At 69.6% G+C, this 18,757-nt stretch carries 20 protein-coding genes; 15 read left to right on the top strand and 5 right to left on the bottom strand.

Annotation, left to right across the window (positions count from 1 at the left end):
* The first annotated feature begins 13 nt into the window (after window positions 1-13).
* The 11 genes from ACH34W_RS24070 (at window position 14) to ACH34W_RS24020 (ending at window position 10,632) form a co-directional block, all read left to right on the top strand.
* Window positions 14-718 (top strand): molybdopterin-dependent oxidoreductase, encoded by a 705-nt coding sequence (locus ACH34W_RS24070; protein ID WP_395963256.1) that lies wholly within the window; start codon window positions 14-16, stop codon window positions 716-718.
* A gap of 64 nt (window positions 719-782) precedes the next feature.
* On the top strand, window positions 783-1,478 hold the full coding sequence (locus ACH34W_RS24065; RefSeq protein WP_395963255.1) for a cytochrome b/b6 domain-containing protein: 696 nt from the start codon (window positions 783-785) through the stop codon (window positions 1,476-1,478).
* Between the two features lie 93 nt (window positions 1,479-1,571).
* On the top strand, window positions 1,572-1,829 hold the full coding sequence (locus tag ACH34W_RS24060) for a hypothetical protein (RefSeq protein ID WP_395963254.1): 258 nt from the start codon (window positions 1,572-1,574) through the stop codon (window positions 1,827-1,829).
* A gap of 102 nt (window positions 1,830-1,931) precedes the next feature.
* Window positions 1,932-3,527 carry a hypothetical protein gene (locus ACH34W_RS24055; RefSeq protein WP_395963253.1) on the top strand — a complete coding sequence of 532 codons (1,596 nt, stop codon included), beginning with the start codon at window positions 1,932-1,934 and terminating at the stop codon, window positions 3,525-3,527.
* 111 nt (window positions 3,528-3,638) lie between these two features.
* Entirely contained in the window at window positions 3,639-5,276 is a 1,638-nt protein-coding gene (locus ACH34W_RS24050; protein ID WP_395963252.1) for a TY-Chap domain-containing protein, read from the top strand.
* A gap of 21 nt (window positions 5,277-5,297) precedes the next feature.
* Window positions 5,298-7,046, top strand: coding sequence for an SseB family protein (locus ACH34W_RS24045; RefSeq protein ID WP_395963251.1), 1,749 nt, complete (start codon window positions 5,298-5,300; stop codon window positions 7,044-7,046).
* The gene (locus ACH34W_RS24040) at window positions 7,043-7,411 is read left to right on the top strand and encodes a hypothetical protein (RefSeq protein ID WP_395963250.1); all 369 of its coding nucleotides are present in this window, start codon (window positions 7,043-7,045) and stop codon (window positions 7,409-7,411) included. The genes ACH34W_RS24045 and ACH34W_RS24040 overlap by 4 nt, the downstream gene beginning before the upstream one ends.
* Before the next feature lie 28 nt (window positions 7,412-7,439).
* Window positions 7,440-8,237, top strand: a complete 798-nt coding sequence (locus tag ACH34W_RS24035; protein ID WP_395963249.1) for a putative hydro-lyase — start codon at window positions 7,440-7,442, stop codon at window positions 8,235-8,237.
* 153 nt (window positions 8,238-8,390) lie between these two features.
* Window positions 8,391-9,143 (top strand): LamB/YcsF family protein, encoded by a 753-nt coding sequence (locus ACH34W_RS24030; protein WP_395963247.1) that lies wholly within the window; start codon window positions 8,391-8,393, stop codon window positions 9,141-9,143.
* The gene (gene pxpB / locus ACH34W_RS24025) at window positions 9,140-9,781 is read left to right on the top strand and encodes a 5-oxoprolinase subunit PxpB (RefSeq protein ID WP_395963246.1); all 642 of its coding nucleotides are present in this window, start codon (window positions 9,140-9,142) and stop codon (window positions 9,779-9,781) included. The genes ACH34W_RS24030 and pxpB overlap by 4 nt, the downstream gene beginning before the upstream one ends.
* Window positions 9,778-10,632, top strand: a complete 855-nt coding sequence (locus ACH34W_RS24020; RefSeq protein ID WP_395963245.1) for a biotin-dependent carboxyltransferase family protein — start codon at window positions 9,778-9,780, stop codon at window positions 10,630-10,632. The genes pxpB and ACH34W_RS24020 overlap by 4 nt, the downstream gene beginning before the upstream one ends.
* Window positions 10,633-10,656: 24 nt before the next feature.
* Here the strand turns inward: ACH34W_RS24020 and ACH34W_RS24015 are convergent, their stop codons facing one another.
* Both ACH34W_RS24015 and ACH34W_RS24010 read right to left on the bottom strand, forming a co-directional pair.
* Window positions 10,657-11,361: a histidine phosphatase family protein gene (locus tag ACH34W_RS24015; RefSeq protein ID WP_395963244.1), complete on the bottom strand. Its 705-nt coding sequence runs from the start codon at window positions 11,359-11,361 to the stop codon at window positions 10,657-10,659.
* A gap of 46 nt (window positions 11,362-11,407) precedes the next feature.
* Window positions 11,408-12,154, bottom strand: a complete 747-nt coding sequence (locus tag ACH34W_RS24010) for an SDR family NAD(P)-dependent oxidoreductase (RefSeq protein ID WP_395963243.1) — start codon at window positions 12,152-12,154, stop codon at window positions 11,408-11,410.
* Window positions 12,155-12,239: 85 nt separating this feature from the next.
* Here ACH34W_RS24010 and ACH34W_RS24005 point away from each other — a divergent pair, with 85 nt between their 5' ends.
* Together ACH34W_RS24005 and ACH34W_RS24000 are read left to right on the top strand one after the other, a co-directional pair.
* A complete protein-coding gene (locus ACH34W_RS24005) occupies window positions 12,240-12,875 on the top strand; it encodes a TetR/AcrR family transcriptional regulator (protein WP_395963242.1) in 636 nt (211 codons plus the stop codon).
* Window positions 12,876-12,993: 118 nt separating this feature from the next.
* Complete coding sequence (locus tag ACH34W_RS24000) at window positions 12,994-14,151, top strand: Fic family protein (protein WP_395963241.1); 1,158 nt, start codon at window positions 12,994-12,996, stop codon at window positions 14,149-14,151.
* 165 nt (window positions 14,152-14,316) lie between these two features.
* Here ACH34W_RS24000 and ACH34W_RS23995 read toward each other — a convergent pair whose 3' ends face one another.
* Window positions 14,317-15,525, bottom strand: coding sequence for an RNA polymerase sigma factor (locus ACH34W_RS23995; protein WP_395963240.1), 1,209 nt, complete (start codon window positions 15,523-15,525; stop codon window positions 14,317-14,319).
* The gene (locus ACH34W_RS23990; protein WP_395963239.1) at window positions 15,522-15,896 is read right to left on the bottom strand and encodes a YciI family protein; all 375 of its coding nucleotides are present in this window, start codon (window positions 15,894-15,896) and stop codon (window positions 15,522-15,524) included. Before ACH34W_RS23990 ends, ACH34W_RS23995 begins: the two co-directional genes overlap by 4 nt.
* A gap of 120 nt (window positions 15,897-16,016) precedes the next feature.
* Between ACH34W_RS23990 and ACH34W_RS23985 the strand changes: the two genes are divergently transcribed.
* On the top strand, window positions 16,017-16,787 hold the full coding sequence (locus ACH34W_RS23985) for an SMP-30/gluconolactonase/LRE family protein (RefSeq protein WP_395963238.1): 771 nt from the start codon (window positions 16,017-16,019) through the stop codon (window positions 16,785-16,787).
* A gap of 171 nt (window positions 16,788-16,958) precedes the next feature.
* Window positions 16,959-17,573 (top strand): DUF4287 domain-containing protein, encoded by a 615-nt coding sequence (locus ACH34W_RS23980; protein ID WP_395963237.1) that lies wholly within the window; start codon window positions 16,959-16,961, stop codon window positions 17,571-17,573.
* 81 nt (window positions 17,574-17,654) lie between these two features.
* Here ACH34W_RS23980 and ACH34W_RS23975 read toward each other — a convergent pair whose 3' ends face one another.
* Window positions 17,655-18,755 carry a winged helix DNA-binding domain-containing protein gene (locus ACH34W_RS23975; protein WP_395963236.1) on the bottom strand — a complete coding sequence of 367 codons (1,101 nt, stop codon included), beginning with the start codon at window positions 18,753-18,755 and terminating at the stop codon, window positions 17,655-17,657.
* Window positions 18,756-18,757: the final 2 nt, after the last annotated feature.

The following is an 18,757-nucleotide window of genomic DNA, read 5'->3' as shown; positions in this document are numbered from 1 at the left end:
CTCGAATGGGACGGTGAAAGAAGACGACGAGGCCACCGGCGCCCCCATAGGGCGGCGGGTGATCCTCGGCATGCTCGGCCTCGGCGCCGCGGGGATCGTCGTGGGCGCGAACGCTCAGCAGAAGGTCAACCGCGCACTGGCGCCGCTCGGCCCGGTCGGCCAGGTGCTGCCCGCGGCAGGCGGCTTCCGCTACTACTCGGTGGTCGCGGGCGTGAAGGCGCGCAAGCCGGAGAACTACCGGCTGACGGTGAACGGCCTGGTGAAGAAGGCGCGTACGTTCTCGTTCGCCGACCTGCAGAGTCTCCCCCAGACCCAGATGACCAAGGACTTCCAGTGCGTGACGGGCTGGCGGGTGGAGAACGTCGCCTGGGTGGGTGTAGCGCTCCCTGATCTGCTGGACGCCGTCGGTGTGTCGCCGCAGGCCCAGGCGGTGCGGTTCCACTCGTTCGACGGCGTCTACACCGAGTCGCTCACGCTCGAGCAGGCACGGCGGCGGGACGTCCTGGTCGCGACGGGGATGCTGGGCGGGCCGGTTGAGCACGACCACGGCGGCCCCGTGCGCCTGTACGTGGCGCCGATGTACGCCTACAAGTCCCTCAAGTGGCTCGGCCGGATCGAGCTGACCACCGACGTCATCCCGGGTTACTGGGAGGAACAGGGCTACGACGTCGACGCCTGGGTGGGCAGATCGAACGGACGTGACGATGAACCAACCTGACGGGCCCACGGACACAAACCCCGCAGACACGAGCCCCGCAGACACAAGCCCCGCGGTTACTTGGTTGGCGCGGTTCAGCGTCACCGAGCGGGCCGTTCACCATGTCACCGGGCTGCTGATGCTGATCTGCCTGGTCACGGCGGCGTGCTTGTACGTGCCGGATCTCTCCACGCTGGTGGGGCGGCGGAACATCATCAAGCCGATCCATGTGTGGGCGGGTTTCCTGCTGCCGGTGCCCGTGCTGCTCGGCGTGCTGTCGCGGGCGTTCCGGCAGGATCTGCGGCGCCTCAACCGGTTCGGGCCGCAGGACACGGAGTGGCTGCGGCGGCGTGATCGTCGTGCCGTGCTGAACGGGCGCGGTGTGATCGAGGTCGGCAAGTTCAACGCGGGCCAGAAGCTGAACGCCGCGTTCGTCGCCGGGTCGATCTTGGTCATGCTCGCGACCGGCGCGATGCTCACCTTCCCCGATCCGTGGCCGGACTCGTGGCGGGGCGGCGCCACGTTCGTGCACGACTGGCTGACGCTGGCGATCGTGGTCATGACGTTCGGCCACCTCTGGTACGCGCTGCGCGACCAGGAGGCGCTGACCGGGATGCTCACCGGCCGCGTGGACCGGTCCTGGGCGGCTCGCCATCACGCCGGATGGCTGGCGGCGATGGATCGTTCCAGCGAAAACGGGGTAGGACACCGTGGGGGTTCTCAAACCGTTCTCCAGGGGGACGCCGGCGTGCCCCGAAAACGTGGCCCGGAGAGCCCTTGACAGGCCCCGTAAACACGTTGGAATAGGACATCGAGGAGAGGTTGGTCGGAACCCCGTCCGCAGGGACCTCTCGGGCTCGGAGGGTGTGCGCAGATGCCTGCTCTTGCCGATCACCGGAGCGAGACCCGCGACGTTCTCGCGCGGCGGCTCGCCGTGGAGTTCGCGGCCGTCAGCACCGGCGCGGTGGAACGCTGTGTGGCCGATGTCCGCGCCTGCATGACCCATCTGGGACTCGACGCCACGCCGGATCACGTGGAGCGGCTGGCGCGCGAGCGCCTCGTCGGAATGATCAAGTCCGAACCGCCGTCCGGGCGCGGTCCGCTCCATCCGGGACACGGCGACGGCTTCTGAAGCCGCACGGCGCACAATCTCTGAAGCCGCACGGCGCACAATGTCCTTGACACCGTGCGGGTCCTTGACGCCGTCCGGCACGGGATCTGAGAAGCTAGGACCGTGAGTTCCCGCAGCCGCCGCCATCCCCCCGGGGACCCCGCGGGGGACGGCAGGCCGCCCTCGGACGAGGTCTCCTCGATCTTCGACGACATGTTGCGGCATGCCCGGGAACTGCTGGCGGTGCGCAGCCCGCTGGACGCCGAGTTGATCGTGAGCGAGATCCTCGGCTCCTGGTGGGGGCACCGCATCGGCGAAGGAGAGGTCGAAGAGGTCATCGGCGAGGCCCTGGTCGACCACGCCGGGCAGGCGGGCACCCCGGCCGCGCTGGCGCTGCTGACCGGCATCTCCTACCTCGGGACCACCCGGCAGCAGGCCAAGGCCGAACGCGCCGCGCTCGCGCTCATGGACCGCGGCGTGGCCCGGCCTGGCTGGGCCGACCGGGTCGGCGCGGTCGCTCACGAGGAGTGCTACGTCTCCCGCGACGTCTACGGCGACCAGGATTCGATCATCTGCACGTACACCTACGGCGGCGAGGAACGGCACGCGCTCGTGGTCCTGGTGGACCGCAACAAGGCCGCCCCCACCGGTAACGGCAACCCGCCCGCCTGCGGAATGGTCCGCGACGCATGGGTGTCGTCCCAGGTCGGCAAGCTCCTCGACCACTGCCGCCGGGAGGGGCGCACCAACCCGCTGATGCGGTTCGAGCAACTCGACCCGCGCGACACCAGGGCGGTGCTGCAACGCGCCCTGGAGTTCACCAACGAGACCATCGGGCCGCCGGTCAACGAGAACTTCGGCTCGTACCACGCGTTCCTGCGGGCCCGCGTGCGCGCGTTGCCGCCGGGCGGCCGGCCGCCGCGGCCCGAGGCGTACGGCAAGGACCGCCGCGCGAAGATCGCTGTGAGCTTCCTGGCCTCCGACGAGGCCGAGGATCTCTCCGACCGGTCCGCCGCCAGCCGCTGCGTCGACCGGATCATCGACTACGGGTGCGCGCACGACTTCGGCCGGCCGCTGCGGGTCAGCCCGATCAAGAGCGAGATGTTCCTGCTGGACTGGCTGCCCCGCAAGGTGCTGCTGTCACCGACCGAGCAGGAGGCCGTGCCGCACGTCCTGGCGGCGTGGGTGCGCTGGGCGGGCAAGCAGACCGGGCTGCCCGAGGAGGGGGTCCGCGCCACGCTCGACGCGATCTGGGACGCCACGACCAAGTTCGCCGAGGCGTACCGCGACCCGTCGGCGTTCGGCCTGGAGCGCGAGCTCGTCGACCGGCTGCTGCCCGACGGCGATCTGGAGGCGCTCCCCCGCCGGGCGTTCGCGCTGCCGTTCCTGTCCGGCAAGCACCGGCTCTCCGGGCGGCACGGCTCGATTGACCTGTCCACCCTCGACCCGTCGGATCCGGACGACCGGCGCATCATGCTCGAGTTCGAGCACCCCGGCGCCGACGCCGAACACCTCGACTCGCACGAACGGCTGACCGAACGGCTGTGGAACGGCGATCCGCCGCAACTGTGGGAGACCGCGCAGGCACTGCTGGACGTCGGCTACGAACGGCACGAGATCCTGCACAAGTTGATCGACGTTCTCGACGGGTGCGGCGACGATGATGCTGAGCTGGTGGAATCCTTGCGTGTGTTGCGTCACGAACCCCCACCTGAGTGAACTTCCGGTTTGCCAGAGGCGTCCGGGACGACAATCATCGAGATCTCGGGCAACGGCGCCGCGGCGGTTTTCGCCGGCGCGCCGGGGACGGCTCGGCGGTAGGGAGTGATCTTGTTGGAGTGGTCCGAGTTCGCCCGGCATCTTGGACGCGAGCTGGCGGTCCTCGAGAGGGACACCATCCTCATCGTGCGAGAGCGTGATGAGAGCCGCCATTACGTCCAGGCGATGCGGGAGCCGGACCGGCTGTACGCCGAGGCCGTCAGCAACAACTTCCTCGACGGGCCGCTGCTGCTCACGCTGGCCGACGAAGAGGTGATGAGCGAGGCCGGGTGGCGCCCGCCCGCCGAGCCGTCACCGCGCAACTGGTGGACCGAGCTGCCCGAGTCGGGCTCCGGGATCCACACGGTGGCCCCGGGCGACTACGCGCGCCTCGCGGACGTGATGGTGACCGCGCTGCGCGACGTCCAGGGCGTGCGGCGCCCGTCCGACCTGGTGTACGAGTCGTTCCACCGGCACGGCAGCGGCCTGATCGAACTGCTGGACTTCGGCATCGAGGCCGCCGACCCGAGCCGGATCAGCATGCGGCGGCGGTCGGTCATCGAGAACGTGACCGCCCCGGCCATGGATCCCGAAGAGCTGGAGACCCTGCTCACCGAGGCCAAGCAGCGCGCCGACCACGCCACGTACTTCCAGCTGCTGCTCGCGGCGGACCTCGTCCTGCCCGCCACCGGCGCCGCCGTCGAAGACCCGGAGTACGCCGAGTTCCCGACGACGACCATCGGCTCCGGCACGTACCTCATGGTCTTCACCTCGCCGCAGGCCCTCGCCCGCTCGGTCGGCGACCGGGCCGCCGGGCTCTACCGCCGCTCGTCCTTCGGCCAGCTCGCCGCCGCGTGGCCGGACCCGGCCTGGCAACTCGCCATCAACGCGGGCCTGCCGAGCGAAGTCCATCTCGACGCCACGGCCGTCACCCGCCTTGCCTCCCAGCGACCGACCGCTCTCCCCCCGGCCGCCGCTCCGCCCGGGCAGGCGCCCGCTGCGCCGGCCATGCTCTCAGCCCCCATCGCCCCTGAACCCAAGCCGGGCTCAATCCCGCCCAATCCCGCCCAACCGGGTCAGGCGCTGCCGGGAGCCCCTCAGCCGGGCGCCGCGTTCCCTGAGGCTCCTCAGCCGGGCTCGACCTTCCCGGGAGCTCCTCAGCCCGGCTCAGGGTTTCCAGAAGCTCCTCAGCCTCGCTCGGCGTTCCCGGAATCTCCTCAGCCCGGCTCGGGATTTCCAGAAGCCCCTCAGCCTGGCTCGGGGTTTCCAGAAGCTCCTCAGCCAGGGTCAGCGTTCCCGGAGGCCGCCAAGCCCGGCTCGGCGTTCCCGCAAGCCACCCATCCTGGCTCGCCATTCCCGGAACCCGCCTCGCCCGGGTCGCCTGGGGCGCCCGGATCACCGTTCCCAGACTCGACCCAGGCGGCGGGTCCAGCGTCACACGGCCCCACCCAGCCCGGGCAGACGTCCCGTGGGCCGCTGTCCCCGAGCGCACCGTCCCCCGGGCCGGTTACTCCCGAACCGGTACCACCTGGTGCGGTGTTGTCGGGTCCTGTGGTCCCTGTTCGCGCTCCTCAAGGCACGCGGCTCTGGCGTTGGAACGGTGAGGGAGACGAGAACGAGAAGGCCGTCCCCGTAGCGGTCTACGACGCCATCGGCGGATCGTGGACCCCGGTGCGTACCGACGCCGTGCCTTCCCCTTGGACCGAGTGACGTTCCGGGTACGGTCGAAAAGTGGACTGGGACGACTTCGCCAAACGGCTGGCCATCGAACTGATGAGGTTGCCGGCCCAGTCGTTCCTGATCCTGCAGAAACCCGGTGGCCTGCCCTACGTACAGGTGATGCGGGCACAGGACGCCCTCGACGCCGAGGCCGTCAGCAGCGCCTTCCTGTCCAATCCCCTGAACGCGCGCCAGGAGAGCCTGCTCACTGACCTGGGCTGGCGGCCGCCGAACGATCGCAACCGGCACAACTGGTGGCACCGTGCCTCCGTCGCCGACCGCGCCGGACGACCCCTCGACGACCTCTCTGCCACCTGCGAGCAGATGGCGGGCCGGATGACGGCGGCGTTCCGGGATGTGCACGGGGTGGGCTCCCCGCTGGAGCTGGTCTACCAGGCGAGTCGCAGCGGCCCTGACGGAGGGCCCCTCGCGCTCCCCGGCCTGGGCATCCCGCTGGCCATCCCCGAGGAACCGGTCCCCGAGGAGCAGGACGAGGAAGCCTCCGACGCCGACCTGGAGGCCGCGCTCGCCGAGGCACGCGATCGCGGTGACCAGCGAGGTTATCTGGATCTGCTCGCCGGGGCGGTCCTCCATCTCCCGGTCCCCGGTGACCCGTCGCGCGCCGGACATCACTACGCGACCGCTCAATTCGGCGACGGCACGTTCGTCCTGGCCTTCACATCGCCGGACGCGATGGATCGTTCGCTACGCGGGCAGGCGGTCCATCACCGGCCCGCCACCCTCACGGACCTCGCCCGCAACTGGCCTCGCCCCGAGTGGCAGCTCGCCATCAACCCTGGACTCCCCAGCGCCGCCTACCTGGACGCGGACCTCCTTAAGTCCGCTCCGCATGAGGCTCCTGCTCCCGCGCCCCAAGCGGCACCGGAGCCCGCGCCCGCCGTACGAGAAACCGCGCCGCCCGGGCCCACGCCCACGCCCACGCCCACGCCAGAGCCTGCGGCTACGCCAGAGCCAGCGGCACAAGTGGTCGCGACGCCACCTGTACGAGACCTCACGCCGCGGCCCCTTCAAGAGGCCGCGCCACCGCCCGTGCGGGAAACCGCGCCGCCCACTCGGGAGACGACGCCACCACTCGTCCAGGAGAACGCGCCGTCCTCACAGGGAAACGCGCTGCCGCCCCTGCAAGAGGCCGCAGCATCGTCCGCGCAAGAGAGCGCGCCATCGCCTGTGCGAGAGCGAGAGCAAGCGCTGCGGCCCCTGCAGGAGGGCGCTGTACCGCCTGTGCAAGAGAGCGCGCCGCCGCCTGTAGATGCGGATTTTGTCGTGATGCAGAAGGTGGTGCGGCCAGAGCATGTGGCGCACTATCTGGACGGCGGCTACGAGTGGGTTGCCGGGTATGTGCACCGGCTGCAGGACGTGGCGGAGCTCAACACTCCGCAGCGGCTCGTACGCGCGCTCGGCCTCGTTTACGAAGGGTCGCCGTTCTCCGCCAGGGACGAGGACATCTACGTGATCCGGTGGCCGGCCGTGAAGCCGTCGTTGTTCCGGCGGCCACTGGGCGGGATCGATGAGTGGAGCATGGGGATCATTCCGGGTGGCTGGGTCATCGAGAAAGCGCCGTTCCCAGGGTCGGGGTACGCGCCGGGTGAAGGGCCCGCGATTCCGGAGTTCAAGGTCGACAGCCAGCGGCTGCCGCACGGGGCGGAGATGTACCGGATCAACCGGTCCGGGGTGGAGGCGTTGATCGCCGGGTACGACGCGGACCGCCGTCGTTGGGTGCGAGTAGGGGGAGGCGTATGAGCTTCCGGCACGGCTACTACGCGGGCTGGCGCGGTGCGGAGTACGAGGCGAGCCCGGATGGGGACCAGATGCGGCTTTACTCGGCGGCCCCGACGGACGGTTTCGCCGAGGTGGTCCCGGGTCGCTTCGTGCGGGTGGTACCGGCCGCGGAGCTGGAGCATCTCTCGTACGTCAACACGTTCTGCACGTGGCAGGGCGAGCCGTTCGTGGTGCTGGGCGAGCACCAGACCTGGCTCCGGGTGGAGTACACGGGAGGCAAGGCGCCAGTGGCCGAACGACTCGGCCTCGAAACGTTCGACCGCGGTGTCTATCAGGCGTGGGCGCCGCGTAGCGACGTGGCGGATCTGCGCGAGGAAACCGTCTAAACAGGTGGCAATCGGGCATGACGCTTGAATGAGCCAGGCCCTCGACCAACCGTCGGTCCTGACGCCGACGCAGGCCCGCGCCCTGTTCCGTACGGGCGCCACGACGCCGACGACGAGTGGCTGGTGCCGCGGATACGCGCAGGCGAATCTGCTCGCCGTGCCACGTGAGCTCGCGTTCGACGCGCTGCTGTTCGCGCATCGCAACCCTGGTCCGTGCCCGCTGCTCGACGTGACCGACCCAGGCGACCCGCATCCCCGCAGCGTCGCGCCGGCCGCGGATCTGCGTACTGACCTGCCTGCCTACCGGATCTACGAGAACGGCACGCTGCTGGCGGAGGTGGCCGACGCCACCGAGTACTGGCGACCCGACCTGGTCGGCTTCCTGTTCGGGTGCAGCTTCAGCTTCGAGGCGGCGCTGTCGGCGGCGGGCGTGCCGGTGCGGCACATCGGACAGGGCCGGAACGTGTCGATGTACGTGACCAACCGGCCCTGCGTTCCGGCCGGACGGCTCGCCGGGCCCCTCGTGGTGTCGATGCGTCCGATCCCGCCCGCGCTCGTCTCCACCGCGGTCGACGTGAGCGCACGCCATCCGGAGATGCACGGCCCGCCGATCCACGTCGGCGACCCCGCGGAGCTGGGAATCGCCGATCTCAACCGGCCCGACTTCGGTGACGCGGTCGAGTTCGCGCCGGACGATGTGCCGGTCTTCTGGGCGTGCGGCGTCACGCCGCTGGCAGTCGTGATGACGAGCAAGCCGGCCTTCGCCGTCACCCATTCGCCCGGCCGGATGTTCATCACCGACCACTCGGACGCCGCCCCACTGTGACCGCACCGAACGCTCGCACGCCGCCCGCCATGACCGCACTGAACGCTCGCACGCCGCCCACTGTGACCGCACCGAACGCTCGCACGCCGCCCGCCGTGATCGCACCGGCCACTCGGGCGCGGCGCCGCTGCGGCTGAGTGATAGATCTGGGACATGCCCGTCATCGACATCAACGCCGACCTGGGTGAGGGATTCGGCATCTGGAAGCTCGGCGACGACCTTGCCCTGATCGACGTGATCACCAGCGCGAACGTGGCGTGCGGCTTCCACGCCGGCGATCCGCTCATCATGCGGCGGGTGTGCGCGGGCGCGGTCGCACGCGGGGTGACGATCGGCGCGCAGGTGTCCTACCGGGATCTGGCAGGGTTCGGCCGCCGTGAAATGGACGTCGCGGCGCCGGAGCTGACGGCCGAGGTCCTCTACCAGCTCGCGGCGCTCGACGGGATCGCCCGTGCCGAAGGCGGCCGCGTCGCCTACGTCAAGCCGCACGGCGCGCTCTACAACCGCATCGTGCGTGATCCGGTACAGGCTCGCGCGGTGGCCGACGCCGTCCGCGCGTACGACCCGTCGCTGCCGCTGCTCACCTTGCCGGGCTCGGCGGTCCACGAGGTCGCCGACGGCCTCACGGTCGTCGCCGAATGCTTCGCCGACCGCGCCTACACGCCGGAGGGCAGGCTGGTGTCGCGGCGCGAGCCGGGTGCGGTCATCCATGAACCCGCCGTCGTCGTCGAACGGGCCGTCCGGATGGCGGTCGATGGGGTGGTCGTCTCGGTCGACGGCGCTGAGGTTCCGCTGCTGGCCCGCTCGATCTGCGTTCACGGCGACACCCCCGGCGCCGTCGAGCTCGCCAGATCCGTCCGGTCCGCGCTGACGGAGGCGGGCGTCACGCTGGAGTCTTTCGCGTGAGGGTCCGGAGGGCGGGCGACACCGCGCTCTTGGTCGAGACCGGCGACTTGGAGACCGCGCACCGCCTCCACGCCGCCGTGCGCAAGGCCGCCGCGGACCGGGACGCGACCGTGGACGGCGTGCTCGACGTCATTCCCGGCGAACGCACGGTCCTGGTGGTCATCGACCCGGCCCGCTGCGATCTCAGCCGGCTCGCCTCCAGGCTGCCGGAGTTGCCCCTTCCGGAGTCGGCCGCCGGTGACGCGCCCGCCGTGGAGATCCCGGTGGTGTACGACGGCGCGGACGTGGACGAGGTCGCCGAGCTCACGGGGCTCTCAAGTGACGAGGTGATCGAACGCCACGCGTCCGCCGCGTACATCGTGGCGTATCTCGGGTTCTCGCCGGGCTTCGGATATCTCACCGGTCTCGACCCCGTCCTGCATGTCCCGCGCCGCGAGTCGCCGCGTACCTCCGTACCCGCCGGATCGGTCGCGATCGCCGGACCGTACGCCGCCGTGTACCCGTCCGCGTCACCGGGCGGCTGGCGGCTCCTCGGCCGCACGGACCTGCGGCTGTGGGACGTGACGCGCGACCCGCCGTCCCTCCTCCAGCCCGGCACCCGCGTGCGCTTCGTCCGCTCGCCGGAGGGTGCGCGGTGATCGAGGTCGTACGGCCCGGGCCGCTGGCGACCGTGCAGGACCTCGGCCGCCCCGGCCACGCACACCTGGGCGTGCCATCCTCCGGAGCCGCCGACGGTCAGGCGCTGCGGCTTGCCAACCGCCTCGTCGGCAATGCCGAGAGTGAGGCGGGCATCGAACTCACCCTCGGCGGCGCGGCCTTCCACTTCCACCGGGCCGCGTGGATCGCCGGCTCCGGCGCCCCGGCCCCGCTCCTGGTCAACGGACGCGCGTACGGCATGAACGCACCCTGCCCGGTCCCGCCGGACGGTCTCGTCGAGGTGGGTCTTCCTACCTGCGGCCTGCGTACCTACCTGGCCGTACGCGGCGGGCTCGACGTCGAGCCGGTGCTCGGCAGCCGATCCACGGATCTCCTCTCAGGACTCGGCCCCGCCCCGCTCTCGGTCGGCGACCGCTTGCCGATCGGTGAGACGTCCGGATTGCACGACATCAACGTGGACGTCGCCCCCGTGGCGCAGCCACCCGATGTCCCCGTACTGCGGATCCTGCCGGGTCCCCGCGACGACTGGTTCGTGCCAGACGCGATCTCGGTGCTGTGCGGGCAGCCGTACGAGGTGACGCCGGACAGCAACCGCGTGGGCGTACGTCTCGACGGCCCGAAGCTCCTCCGCGCCCGCGACGGCGAACTGGGCAGCGAGGGCATGGTGACCGGCGCCCTCCAGGTCCCGCCCAGCGGCCTGCCGATCATCTTCCTGACCGACCACCCCACCACCGGCGGTTACCCCGTGGTGGCGGTCATCCGCGCGTCCGACGTCCCCCTGGCCGCCCAGCTGAGACCCGGCCAGCAACTCCGCTTCGCCCCGGCGACCTGATCACTGTGAGGCGGCCGTCCCCGATCAGCTCAGCGGTGTGAAGCCGGCGTCCAGGTCCGACTCGAAATGGGCGATGTCGTTGAATCGCCGAACGGACCACAGGCCGCCGAGCACCACCAGCTGCGAGATCGACCCGTTGTCAGCGCCGAGGAAGGCGAACGGCCGCGCCCCGCTGGCCATCGCCAGCGCCTGGGCGATCACGCCGCCATGCGTGAACACCGCAACCCGCCCGTCCGGATGCGCCGCCGCGATGCGATCCACCGCGCCGCGCACCCGGGCGGCGAACGCCTCGGTCGGTTCCCCGCCCGGGATGACGTCCCACCGTTCCTCGGCCCAGAACCGCTGCGCGATCGGTCCGTTCTCCTGGATCATCTTGCGGAAGAGGCCGCCCTCCCACTCCCCCAGACGCACCTCACGCAGGTCCTTCTCGACCCGCGGCTCGATCCCGCTCATCCTCACCAGCGGCTCGGCGGTCTGTGCGGTCCGCCGCAGCGACGTCACGTAAACGGCGTCGAGCCGGATCTTGCTCAGGCGATCTCCCAGCCGTTCCGCCTGCTCACGTCCTTCGGGTGCCAGCTCAGGATCTCCATGCCCGTCCACCAGCGGGAAGGGGCGGTCAGGTCGTGCGGGTTCCGATGCCCCGTGCCGTACGAGCAGGAGCTCGGTCGCCCCAGGCGGCGGTGCATAGGGGGTCTGGCGGTACTCGGTCTGATCATCGTTCGGCGCCACACCGAGACCCTAACCGCTACGACCCTGACCGCCGCCCGGGCGCGACTCAGGCGAGGGCCCCGCCGTCAATGGTCAGAACGCTCCCCGTCACGAACGACGCGCCCGGACTCGCCAGGAAGACGATCCCGGCAGCGATCTCCTCAGGCCGCCCGAACCGTCCCAAGGCGTTGCCCGCCCGCTGGGCGTCGGCCATCGGCCCGTCCTCCGGGTTCATGTCCGTCCCCACCGACCCTGACTGCACCACGTTGACCGTCACGCCCCGCGGCGCGAGGTCGCGCGCGGCGCCCTGCGCGTATCCGACGATCGCGGCCTTGGTCGCCGCGTAGTCGGCCACTCCCGGGAAGCTCGTACGAGCCGCGAGGTTGGACCCCAGCGTGATGATCCGTCCACCGTCCCTGATGACCTTCGCCGCGGCCCGCGTGCCCGCGACGACACCCCTGATGTTGACCGCGTACATGTTGTCGAACGCCGCCTCATCGATCTCGTCGCCCACGCCACCGTTCGTGAGCACCCCGGCGTTGTTGACCAGCACGTCCAGCGCGCCGAAGTCCGCCACCACGCCCTCCACCAGCCCGGCGACCTGCTCCGGGTCGGCCTGGTCGGCCTTGTAGGCCTCCGCCCGTACACCCCGGCCCGCCAAGTCCCGGACCACGTCCGCCGCCTTGTCCGCCGAGGCGGCATAGCTGATCGCCACGTCCGCACCCGCGTCCGCCAGCGCCCGCGCCGTCGCCGCACCGATCCCCCGTGACCCGCCGGTCACCAGCGCGACCTTGCCCTCCAGCACCTTGCCCATGTCCAGCCTCCACTTATGTACCGAGCGGTATGGAATGACGCGGAGTACTATACCGATCGGTACGGATTGTGCAACGGAGGGGACGATGACGGGACGGCCACGCGAGTTCGACGTCGACGAACGCCTGGACCGCGCCCTGGAGGTCTTCTGGCGCCAGGGCTACGAGGGCACCGCGCTCTCCGACCTGACCAAGGCGATGGGCATCAACAAGCCGAGCCTGTACGCGGCGTACGGCAACAAAGAGGCCCTCTTCATCAAGGTCCTCGACCGCTACAGCACCGGCCCGGCCAACTACGTCACCAAGGCCATGGCCGAGCCCACCGCCCGCGCCACCGCCGAGGCCCTCATGCGCGGTGCCGTAGAACTCACAACCTCGGCCCCAGGCGGCTGCCTCTTCGTCCAAGGCGCCCTGGCCACCGGCGAACAGGGTGCCGGCGCCTGCAAAGAACTGAACGCCCGCCGCCAAGAAGGCCACGCCGACCTCCGCGCCCGCTTCGAACGAGCCCAAGCCGAAGGCGACCTCCCGCCCGACGCAGACCCCAACGCCCTGTCCCGCCTCATCTGGGCGATGGCCTCCGGCCTCTCAGTCCAAGCCACCAGCGGAGCCACCGCCAAAGAACTCCACCAAGCCGTAGATCTACTCCTCACCACCTGGCCCCCGCCCGCCGCCAGCAATCCTCCGCAACCCCACCGAGGCACATCTCCACAGGCAGGGACCTAAACAGACCACGCCGAGATCGCGCTGGCCCGACGAAGCCTCATGTTTGATAGTTGGATTCAATCCAGCATCATGTCCGTTAGTATCGGACATGAGATCTGATTGTTTCGGAGTTACAAACATGTTGTTTTCCACACCGCATCTCAATGAACACGAACTGCATGTCCTTCAAGAGGTCGAGCAGCTCAAGCACACTTTGCGCTACCGGCTTCATGAGCCGCGACGGTGGGCGGGCCAGCTTCGACGGCAAACCTTCGCTCGGGCGCTCCAGGGCTCCAACTCCATCGAGGGCTACGTCGCCGAGCTTGATGACGCTGCCGCTATCGCCGCTGGCGCGGAACCCCTGGATGCCAGTGAGGAAACGCGCCTGGCAATCAAGGGCTACAGCGACGCGATGACGTATGTGATCCAGCTTGCCGATGACGATGACTTCACCCACAGCGTCCAGCTGCTCAAGAGCCTCCACTTCATGATGACGGGCTACAGCCTGGACAACCGCCCTGGTCGGTGGCGGGCAGGAGCGATCTATGTCCGCGATGAACAATCTGGGGTCAGCGTCTACGAAGGCCCCGATGTTGACAGAGTTCCGGCGCTCATGAACGAACTGGGTCAGCAACTCAACACAGAATGCGCAGACAACGAGCATCCGGCACTGGTCCGCGCGGCGATGGCGCACCTCAATCTCGTCATGATTCACCCATTTCGAGATGGCAACGGGCGTATGGCTCGCTGTCTGCAGAGCCTCATCCTCGCTCGCGAACGGGTTCTGTCACCCGTCTTCATGAGCGTGGAGGAATACCTCGGCCGTAATACCCCGGCCTACTACGCGGTCCTTGCCCAGGTTGGGCAAGGCTCCTGGCATCCCGAGAACGACGCCAGACCTTGGATGCGCTTCATGCTGACCGCTCACCTGCGGCAAGCCCGCACGTTGCTGGTCAGGGTTCGCGAGAGTGAGCAGCTTTGGATCGAACTGGATCGGCGGGCCAAGAAGCATGGATTGCCTGAGCGGACCCTGACCGCGCTCTTCGACGCTGCGATGGGTTACCGAGTCCGAAACCAGACTTACCGGGCAGACGTGGGAAGCCTTGCCGATGAGGAGATCACCGACGCCACCGCGAGAAGAGATCTGACTCGGCTCACGGACCTGGGTCTCATGGAATCTCGTGGTGAAAAACGTGGTCGGTACTACGTCGCAGGCCGAGAGCTTCGGGAAATACGTGAGGCGATCGTCAAGTCGCGGAACAAGCGCGACGACTCTGATCCGTTCGAGGACGCGTGAGTCCATGCAGGTCGGCTTAGTACTTGACCTCCGCGGAGGGGGCGGGGGTGTGGGGGCGGAGCCCCCACCTTGGGTTTGGGGCGGGAGCCCCAATGAGGCTGTCCCGAGCGGAGCGAGGGGCGATGCCTTTGAGGGAGCGGATTGATGCCTTGGCGGGTTGGGTGTTCAGGGTTGGGCGGTGGCGCGGGAGTGGAGGTAGCGCTGCTCCGGGATGCTGAGGGTTAGGCGCGCGGCTCGTTCGTAGTGGGTGCGGGCGGCGGCGTGGTCGCCGGCTAGGTCGAGCAGATGGGCTCGTACGGCGTGGACTCGGTGGCTGTTGGCCAGCGCGGGGGCTGACTCTGCGACGGCCAGGCGTTCTAGGCCTGCCCGGGGACCGTGGACCATGGCGTACGCGACTATGCGGTTGAGCGTGACCATGGGGCCCGGGGCAATGGTCTCCAGGAGTTCGTAGAGGCCGAGGATCTGGCGCCAGTCAGTGTCTTCGGCGCGGGCAGCCTCATCGTGGAGGGCGGCTATCGCGGCTTGAAGCTGGTAGGGGCCGATCGGGGCGGTGGCAAGGGCGCGGGTTACGAGGGCAGTGCCTTCGGCTATGGCGGTGCGGTCCCAGCGGGTGCGGTCCTGTTCGTTCAGCGGGACGAGAGCGCCGTCTGAACGGGTCCGGGCGGGGCGGCGGGCGTCTGTGAGCAGCATGAGGGCCAGGAGGCCGGATACTTCGCCGTCTTCGGGGAGCAGGGTGTGGAGCTGGCGGGTCAGGCGGATCGCTTCGCTGGAAAGCTCGACGCGGTGGAGTACGGGCCCGGAGCTGGCCGTGTAGCCCTCGTTGAAGATCAGGTAGAGGACGTGCAGGACTGCGGCGACGCGTTCGGGGAGCTGGCCGGGGGGCGGCATCCGGAACTCGGCGCCGTCCGCCTTGATGCGCGCCTTGGCCCGGCTGATCCGCTGGGCGACAGTGCTCTCTGGCACCAGGAGCGCGCGGGCGATCTCGGCGGTGGTCAGACCCCCGACCGCGCGCAGGGTCAGGGCGATCTGGGAGACCGTCGTCAGGGACGGATGGCAGCAGAGCAGGAGGAGCGTGAGGGTGTCGTCGGTGGCGGGCATGGGCTCGGGGGCCGTCGGTGCCAGGGCTGCCACGGTCTCCTCGCGGCGTTTGCGAGCCGATTCGCTGCGCCACAGTTCGATCCGGCGGCGGGACGCGACCGTGATCAGCCAGCCCTTGGGGTTGCCCGGTACGCCCTCGTCCGGCCATTGGACGGCGGCGGCCAGCAGCGCCTCTTGCACGGCGTCCTCACAGGCGTCGAAATCGCCGTGATGCCGTACGAGGGCCGTGAGCACCTGCGGGGCGAGCTCGCGCAGGAGGTCCTCGGTGCTCTTCACATCTCCGGACCGCCGCGCAGGCCCATGACGGGCCGTACTTCGATCATGCCGAGAAAGGCCTCCGGGATCTGCCCCGCGATCTCGGTGGCACGTTCGGCGTCCTGGCATTCGATCAGGTAGAAGCCGGCCAGCTGCTCCTTGACCTCGGCGAACGGACCGTCCGTGGAGATCGTCTTGCCGTCGCGGACGCCTACTCGGCGGGCGGTCTCGGGGTCGGCCAGCCGTTCGGAGACGATGAGCTCCCCGGACTCGGTGAGCGCCGCGTCGAGGGCCTCGTAGGCGTCCAGCCCCAGGTTCTGGTCTTCCGGGGACATCTCCGCCCAGATCTTCCGGCTCTCCGGGTTGTGGTAGATCATGATCAGAAACTTCATGGACGCCTCCAGAGATTCTTTGGAAATTCTCCCCCACAGGATGTCGAGAACGTCGAGGCGGCCTCTACGTCCCCGGTGAAAGGCGCCCACCGAGGGCGCCCCGAGCAGGGGAGCACGACCATGCGTTCACTCGACACCCTCGTCACCGGCGGCGCGTTCTTCGAGGGCCCGCGCTGGCACGACGGTCGCCTGTGGGTCTCCGACTTCTGGCGCCACCATGTTCTGGCGGTCTCTCTCAACGGTACGGCCGAGACGGTGGCCGAGGTCCCCGGGTCGCCATCAGGCCTCGGCTGGCTGCCCGACGGCACGCAGCTCATCGTCTCCATGATGGACAACCAGGTGCTCCGCCTGGAGAACGGGAAGCCCGCCGTCCACGCCGATCTTTCCTCGTACTCGGGCGGTGGAACGGCCAACGACATGGTCGTGGACGCCGAAGGCCGCGCGTACATCGGCTGCGTCGACTACATGGCCTGGGACGAGCAGCCGACGACCGTCTTGCTCCGCGTTGACCCTGACGGCGGCGTCGCCGTGGTCTCGGACGGGATGTCGTTCCCGAACGGCCCGGTCATCACTCCGGACGGCTCGACCCTGATCATCGCCGAGTCCTGGGCCGAACGCCTCACCGCGTTCGACATCCAGCCGGACGGATCACTGGCCGGCCGGAGGGTCTGGGCGGACATCCCCGGTAGCCCTCCGGACGGCATCACCCTCGACGCCGAAGGGGCCGTCTGGATGGCCGACGCGGGCGGCAACCGTGCCCTCCGCGTCCGTGAGGGCGGCGAGATCCTGGAGGAGATCAGCGCCGGTGACCTGGGGGTCTTCGCCTGCGCCCTGGGCGGTGAGGACGGCCGCACCCTCTTCCTGTGCGCGGCCCCCACGTACGACCCGTAGGAGGCTGCCAAGATCCGCCAGGCCCGCGTCCTCACCTGCCAGGTGGACGTCCCCCACGCCGGCCGCCCCTGACGCTCCGGGAGGCCCGGAGCCCGGAGCCCGTCAGGGCCTTCGACATCGAAAGAGCAGGTCAACGCCATGACGACGGCACAACTGGGGAAGGAACTGATCATGAGTCAGAAGCCGTCCAAGCCCACAGGCCCGGTATCCAAGCCCACAGGCCGCGATACCGGGGCCCCCAAGGCGCTCAAGTCCAAGATCACCGATGCCTCCGTTCACGAGAACACGGCGCGCACCTGGGACGACTGGTTCGCATTGCTCGACACCTGGGGCGCACAGAGTCACAAACACGGCGACATCGTGCGCTGGCTCGTCGAGGAGCAGGGGATCGACCACTGGTGGGCGCAGACACTCACCGTGGGGTACGAGCAGGAACGCGGCATGCGGGCGCCGGGGCAGGATGCCTCCGGCTACTTCTCGGCAAGCGTCAGCAAGACCGTGGACGCCTCGGCGGAACGGCTGTTCGAGGCCTTCACCGATGCCAAGCTCCGCAAGCGCTGGCTTCCGGACGAAATCAAGATCCGTACAGTCACCCAGCCCAAGTCTCTGCGGGCCGACTGGCAGGACGGCTCGACGCGCATCGCTGTCGGCTTCGTCGCCAAGGGCGAGAGCAGAGCCCAGGTCTCTCTGCTGCACGAGAAGGTGCCCGATGCCGAGACGGCAACTGAACTGAAGGCCCTCTGGCGCGACCGCCTCGCCGCACTCAAGAACCTCCTCGAATCTTGAGCCCGCAACGCGGAAGGCCGGAGACGGCATGCGGGGATTCGCGACGGCCGGGACGCGTGGCGCGCGCATCCAGATTCAGATTCAGGAGGCCTTGGCCGTACGGGACAAGAGCGGAGCGATCCTGGCGATCTCGGTGGCCAGCGGCTTGGCCGGGATGTCCTCGAAGGGCGTCACGGTGATGTCGCCGTCCTTGCCCTCCCAGACTCCGGCCACGCGGCCTTCGTGGAGCACCACAGGCGAGATCCAGCCTGCTGCCCGGCTGACCGCGGCGCGGCGCTCGGCTGGAACGAGGTAGGTGGCGCCCGTTCCGGCGCCGAGGACGTACTGGTCGAACCCACCCAGGAGCCGCACGGAACGCGTCGGCTCGGTGTCGATGAGCTCGTCCAGATGCTCCGGCAGAACGAACATCTCGGCGCCCTCGACGTCGACGGCGGCGAGCTCACCCGCCGCCGCGAACCACGCCTTGACGTCCTTCTTCCTGGAGGTCTTGCGCATCAGCCAGTTGTCGAACATCTCCGGCGTCGCGGGTCCATGCGCCCCAAGAAAGGCTCGCACGACCGTACGAGCCGCGTCCTCGACCTCAGGCAGCCCCTTCCAGCCGGGCACGAACCGCTCAGGCGACGCGAACGTGACGCGCTGGCCCTGCGAGGGGCCGTAGCAGAGCACGCCCCACCAGGCGAGCGGCTTGAGCAGCGGCCCCCAGCCCGACCCCAAGACCTCGGCGAGGTGCGCCGAGTTCGTCTTCTCCACGATCGCCGCGTTCAGCTCCTCGCGGGTGAGCGCCGCGCCCCCGGCGAGCGCTTCACCGGCGGCTTCGGCGATCGCCTCCAGGTCGGGTGGGCTGGCCCCAAAGGCCTTGGCCCACGAAGGCTTCTCCCAGTGGCGGATCGTGGCGCACAGCGCAAGGTAGGCCCCGGCCTCGTCAGCAGGCAGCAGATGGAGTGTCCCGCGCATGGCCCACGTCTTGATGAGTGAACGTTCGTCCCAGAGCGCCTTCGGCACTTCCCCAGGCGCGGGTGTCGCTTGCCGGACCGCGACCGCCAGCTCGGCGGACGACGCGACCTGAGCCTGGACGCCGGCCAACCGCCGCGCCACCTCCACGGCCGGCAAATCTCCGGCCGGTTCGAGGAGCTGCCGCCGCATACGCCAGGCCAGCACCTGACCCCAAGTCACCGATCCCATAG

This window comes from Actinomadura sp. 6N118, from assembly GCF_044326415.1.
Taxonomy (GTDB): domain Bacteria; phylum Actinomycetota; class Actinomycetes; order Streptosporangiales; family Streptosporangiaceae; genus Spirillospora.
Note: the sequence above shows the minus strand (reverse complement) of the source record. Positions and strands in the feature narration are given on the sequence as shown.